Source organism: Actinomycetota bacterium, assembly GCA_030650795.1.
Lineage (GTDB): Bacteria > Actinomycetota > Actinomycetes > S36-B12 > S36-B12 > UBA11398.
On record JAUSDJ010000018.1, the window covers coordinates 1 to 4,211 of the forward strand.

General features: G+C 71.1%; 5 protein-coding genes. All 5 read right to left on the minus strand.

Features of this window, described 5'->3' with window-relative positions; all coding sequences use genetic code 11:
* Positions 1–766 precede the first annotated feature (766 nt).
* The gene (locus Q7L55_06010) at positions 767–2,281 is read right to left on the minus strand and encodes a hypothetical protein (GenBank protein MDO8732111.1); all 1,515 of its coding nucleotides are present in this window, start codon (positions 2,279–2,281) and stop codon (positions 767–769) included.
* Position 2,282: 1 nt separating this feature from the next.
* Positions 2,283–2,720 carry a helix-turn-helix domain-containing protein gene (locus Q7L55_06015; protein MDO8732112.1) on the minus strand — a complete coding sequence of 146 codons (438 nt, stop codon included), beginning with the start codon at positions 2,718–2,720 and terminating at the stop codon, positions 2,283–2,285.
* A complete protein-coding gene (locus Q7L55_06020; GenBank protein MDO8732113.1) occupies positions 2,720–3,217 on the minus strand; it encodes a hypothetical protein in 498 nt (165 codons plus the stop codon). Before Q7L55_06020 ends, Q7L55_06015 begins: the two co-directional genes overlap by 1 nt.
* Before the next feature lie 58 nt (positions 3,218–3,275).
* A complete protein-coding gene (locus Q7L55_06025) occupies positions 3,276–3,911 on the minus strand; it encodes a hypothetical protein (protein ID MDO8732114.1) in 636 nt (211 codons plus the stop codon).
* 65 nt (positions 3,912–3,976) lie between these two features.
* Positions 3,977–4,211, minus strand: a 235-nt coding sequence (locus Q7L55_06030; protein MDO8732115.1) for a hypothetical protein, incomplete at its 5' end; no start/stop codon positions are given.

The following is a 4,211-nucleotide window of genomic DNA, read 5'->3' on the forward strand; positions in this document are numbered from 1 at the left end:
TCGACCTACAGATTCGAAACGGATTGACTGCTGTCAGAGACAACACAGCCCCCGGCCCTTCGCGGACCGGGGGCTGTTTGCGTGTACGGGGCGGTGTCTGCAATTGCAGACACGAGTAGGGCACCGATGGTCCGCACGCCCCGTCCCCGCGAACGTGGGCTGAAGGTTGCCTTCCGCGGCTCGCCCCGTCCCCGCCCGCGTAGGACGAAGGCGAGCCCCAGGCCGGCCAAGTTGTCGCAATCCGCCCCGCCCCCGCCCGCGTAGGATGAAGAGCCGAGGGCGCGCTGGAGAAAGCGCGCGAGCTGCCCCGCCCCCGCCCGCGTAGGCTGAAGGTACGAGCCGGGCGCGACGATCAGCCCGCCCCCGGCCCCGTCCCCGCCCGCGTAGGCCGAAGGTCCGGGTTGAAGCTCGCCCCGTCCCCGCCCGCGTAGGACGAAGAGCCCCGGGAGCTTGCCCCGTCCCCGCCCGCGTAGGCCGAAGATCAAACGCGAGTTTGCCTATATTTCCCACGCGTGCCCGACAGATCGTGGTCCATAGCGCGCCTGCAGGCATGATCGGGTATGGCTGCCCGCCAACAGGCGCGGTTAGTCGGATTAGGGGTTCGCCGCCACACCGGCCTAAGGCACCGCGAGGGTACTCATACGCGCCAGGCACAGCGGCCTTACCGCTCCGAAGAGCGGCTCCGGCCCCAGGGCTACAATCCCCTGGTGACCAGGGGCAGGGCCGGATACTTCCTGGAGTTGTCAAGGTGGACGGCGCCCGCCGTTTAGCCGGTGGGTCGCAGCGTACGAACATATTCGCCGAGTGGCGGCGCTTTTCCTACGTCTTTTTTGCCGTTCCGGGCGCGGAAGCGCAGGGTATCCACGGCCAGCAGGTGCGGCAGGTGCCACTCGGGGTCGCGGGCCTGCCCGCAGCCGCCACACTGGTCCGCCTGCGGGTTCTCCACGCGCACGGGGTCGCCAGGCGCCCAGCCGCAGCGCAGGCAGGTGTGCCATTTGCCGTATATCTTCCGCTCCTGCGGCTCCGGCAGCCCGGCTTCCGCGCAGAGCTGGAGCAGTATCTCGTGGAGCTGGCTCCAGTGTTTGTAGGCGAGGAACCGCTGCGGGCTGCGGGCCTGCGGATCTGCCAGGAGCACGATTTCCCGCGCCCCCCACTGACAAGCGAGGTCGATCACCTGGTGCCCGAGGCTGTACAGGTGGTGTTCCGCCACACGGGACACGCGCCGGTCTCCGCGCGTGGGCTGCCCTTTCTGCTGACGGAGCGCCCGCACGCGCCCCATCTCGGTGACGAGTTGGACCAGCGCTTTCCCGGCGAACTGCTGCCGGTGGAGTACCCGGCCGTCCTCGCCGACCACGAGGGCGGAGGCGAGGTTGGCGATCCCCCGGCGCAGGGCGAGCACGGTGCCAAGCTCCTCGCGGGGCGCGTGGTCGGGGAACCTGAATGCCACGTGCAGGTAGTACTCGCCGTCGCGCGCCACGAGGTCGCAGGACTGCGGCACGGCGCGGCGGTGGAAGAGGCTCTCGTGCCCGTGCCCGTATTCCAGCGGGCACATGATGGCGCACCGGCTGCGCTCGGTGGGCCGGAAGGTCTCGCCCTTGTCCGCAGCGCGGAGGTTGCGGAGCGTGCCGCGGTCCTGGCGGTTCTCGGCGCGGCGCAAGGGCTCCCCGTGTGCGTCACCCTGCGGCCAAAGCTGAAGCATGGCGAACAGCTTGCCATCCGCCCGGCGAATGAGCCCGGCGAACCCGCCGCCGTTGATACCCGCCTGCATCGAGCCGAAGTACATCGGCAGGAGCTTCTGCCGGGCCGCACGGGTAACTTCCGCCCGCCAGGCGGTCTCTTCCGCGAGCGTGGATACGCCCTCACTGGCGTCCAGCGCTGCCTCCCAGCGCGCGCTTGCCATGCGGATCGATCCCGGTGCCATAGTCGGCGGCTGCGGCTTCGGGCCTTTCCGGCCGGACTGGAGCCACTCGGCGTAGAGGGCGAGATAGGAGGCGCAGACCTCCTTCACCGCGACAATCAGGGAGCCGCGCGCGCTGCTGTGCAGGTGGAGCTGCGCTTCCCGGCAGGCGGCTTTTGCCAGCGTGTCGAGCTGGGGCGCGTCCACGCCCCAACGCTCTTTGCCGTCCTTGCCCGTCCACTGCCGTACGAGGGGCAGGAGCACGTCCGGCGGCATCTGGGCCATCGCCTGCGCGTAGCCGTCCCGCCAGCGGGCGAGGGCGGTCGCCAGCAGCGCGCGGTCATGGCTGTCGGCGCGGAGCTTGTAGATGGCGGTGAGGTGCATCCTACTCTCCATCCGCCGCCGACCACGCCGCCTCCGCCGCCTCCCACGCAACCACACACGCCTTCTTCGTCGCTTCGTACTCCGCCAGCGCCGCTTCTTCGCCCCCCCGCCCCCCTTTGCACGCCTCCCGCCACGCCCCCCACGCAACCCCACACGCCTCCAGCGCCGCTTTGTACTCCGCCCGCGCCGCCTCTCGTGTCATCACTGGCTCTCCTCCAGCAGCCGGCGCGGGTCGGGCTGCTCGCCGCGGCCGCCCCACCAGCCCGCGCCGCTCCTCGGCGAGCCGTATGCAGCGCACGCGGTACTCGGCGAGCGCCCCCTCGGGGATCACCCAGGCGCGTCCGTGGCGCCAGGCCCGCAGCTCGCCCTGCCAGCACAGGCGGTTGACCTGGCTGCGGGAGAGGCCGAGGGCGGCGGCGGCGGCGGTGGTGGTGAGCATCAGAGGGGTTCTCCCGCCGCGATCCAAGCCGCCTCCGCCGCCTTCCGCGCCTTTACCTCCTCCGCCGCCTCCGCCGCCATCAGCACTTTCCGCGCCTCCGCATCCGCCGACGCTTCCCCCGCCGACGCTTCCTCCTGCGCCAACCACGCCTCCCATATCTCCGCCTCCCGCGCCTCTCGCACCGCCTCCCGCGCCTCTCGCACCGCCTCCCATGCCGCATCCCACGCCGCCTCCGCCGCCTCCCACGCCGCATCCTCCGCATCCCACGCCGCATCCGCCGCATCCTCCGCCGCGGCGGCGAGCAGGGTATCCGTGGGGCTGGTCGCGTACTCGGCGCCATCCCGCGCCAGGTCCGCGTACTCGAACCGCTGCTCGCCCTCCGCCAGGGCTACCACCACCCCCGCGGGGTAGGTTGCTACGACCCGCACCGGGGCGGTGCCGGCGTCGGGTATCCGCAGCCAGTCCCCGTGCCGCGCGTGGGTAATGCTCTTCGTCATCAGTCGGTCTCCTCGTGGTGATGCCGGCCGGAGCGAACCCCGGCCGGCGTGGTGAGTGTCAGGCGGCGGCGCCGCCGCACTCTCGCCGACACCAGGCGATTACCGCCTGGTGTACCATCCAGCGGTGCTCCAGCAGGCTGTCACGGACGATGGCCGCGAACGTCTCCATCGTGCCCCATTCTCCGCGCGGGGCGAGATAGCGCCAGTCGCCGAAGCGTCTGGTGCGCTCGCAGTCCCCCTCCTGCAGCCACCGCTCCCAATCGGGAAGCGGCGGGAAATCCCCGGTCGTCTCTCCCATCATCAGCGCCTCATTTTCCGGACCGGCGGCTACCGCGATCAGCGCCTCCTGTATCCACAGGCCCACGTAATCGCAGGAGGTCACCGGCCCGGCGGGATCGGCGCTGTAGGCGGCGCGCTCCACGCTCTCTGCGTCCAGGGTACCGGCGCCGCCGCGAAGCCGCTGGAATGTCAGAAATCCGTCGCGACGGGTGATCGGCACGAACTGCAGCACCAACCGGCGCGCGAAACTCCGCAGGGAGGCGCTCTCACGCGCCTCTCTCTCCGCCGCCTCCTGCTCCTCGAACGGCAGGCAGGAGCAGTGCGTCTCGCACTCCTCACAGCAGGAGCACACCGGCTCCGTGTCGCAGCCCCGTACCCGGCAGGGCTGCTGATACTCACCTCGGGTCATCATCATCGGTTCTCCTCGTGATGGGTGAGGCTGAACCGTCAAGCGTCACTTGACGGTTCAGCAGCGTGCGATCAGTCCTCGGGGAAATCCCGCGCCATCATGCGGCGGGTCTCCGCGTGGCGGGCGGCGGCGGCTTCGTCCACGGCGGGGCTGGTGGTCACGTCGCGCCAGCCGGGGCCGCGGGGGAGCGCTTCGGCCTCCACCAGCACCTCGCGGCAGCCGGCGCAGTGGACGGCTCCGATGGCCCGCTCGCCGAGGGCGGCTTCCGCCGGGGCGACTGGGGCGCCGCAGTCGGTGCAGGGCTGC

What these genes read in the sequence shown, in the direction of transcription:
- Q7L55_06010 (MDO8732111.1), bottom strand. Translation starts at nt 2,281, where the DNA reads ATGCACCTCACCGCCATCTACAAGCTCCGCGCCGACAGCCATGACCGC.
- Q7L55_06015 (MDO8732112.1), bottom strand. Translation starts at nt 2,720, where the DNA reads ATGCTCACCACCACCGCCGCCGCCGCCGCCCTCGGCCTCTCCCGCAGC.
- Q7L55_06020 (MDO8732113.1), bottom strand. Translation starts at nt 3,217, where the DNA reads ATGACGAAGAGCATTACCCACGCGCGGCACGGGGACTGGCTGCGGATA.
- Q7L55_06025 (MDO8732114.1), bottom strand. Translation starts at nt 3,911, where the DNA reads ATGATGATGACCCGAGGTGAGTATCAGCAGCCCTGCCGGGTACGGGGC.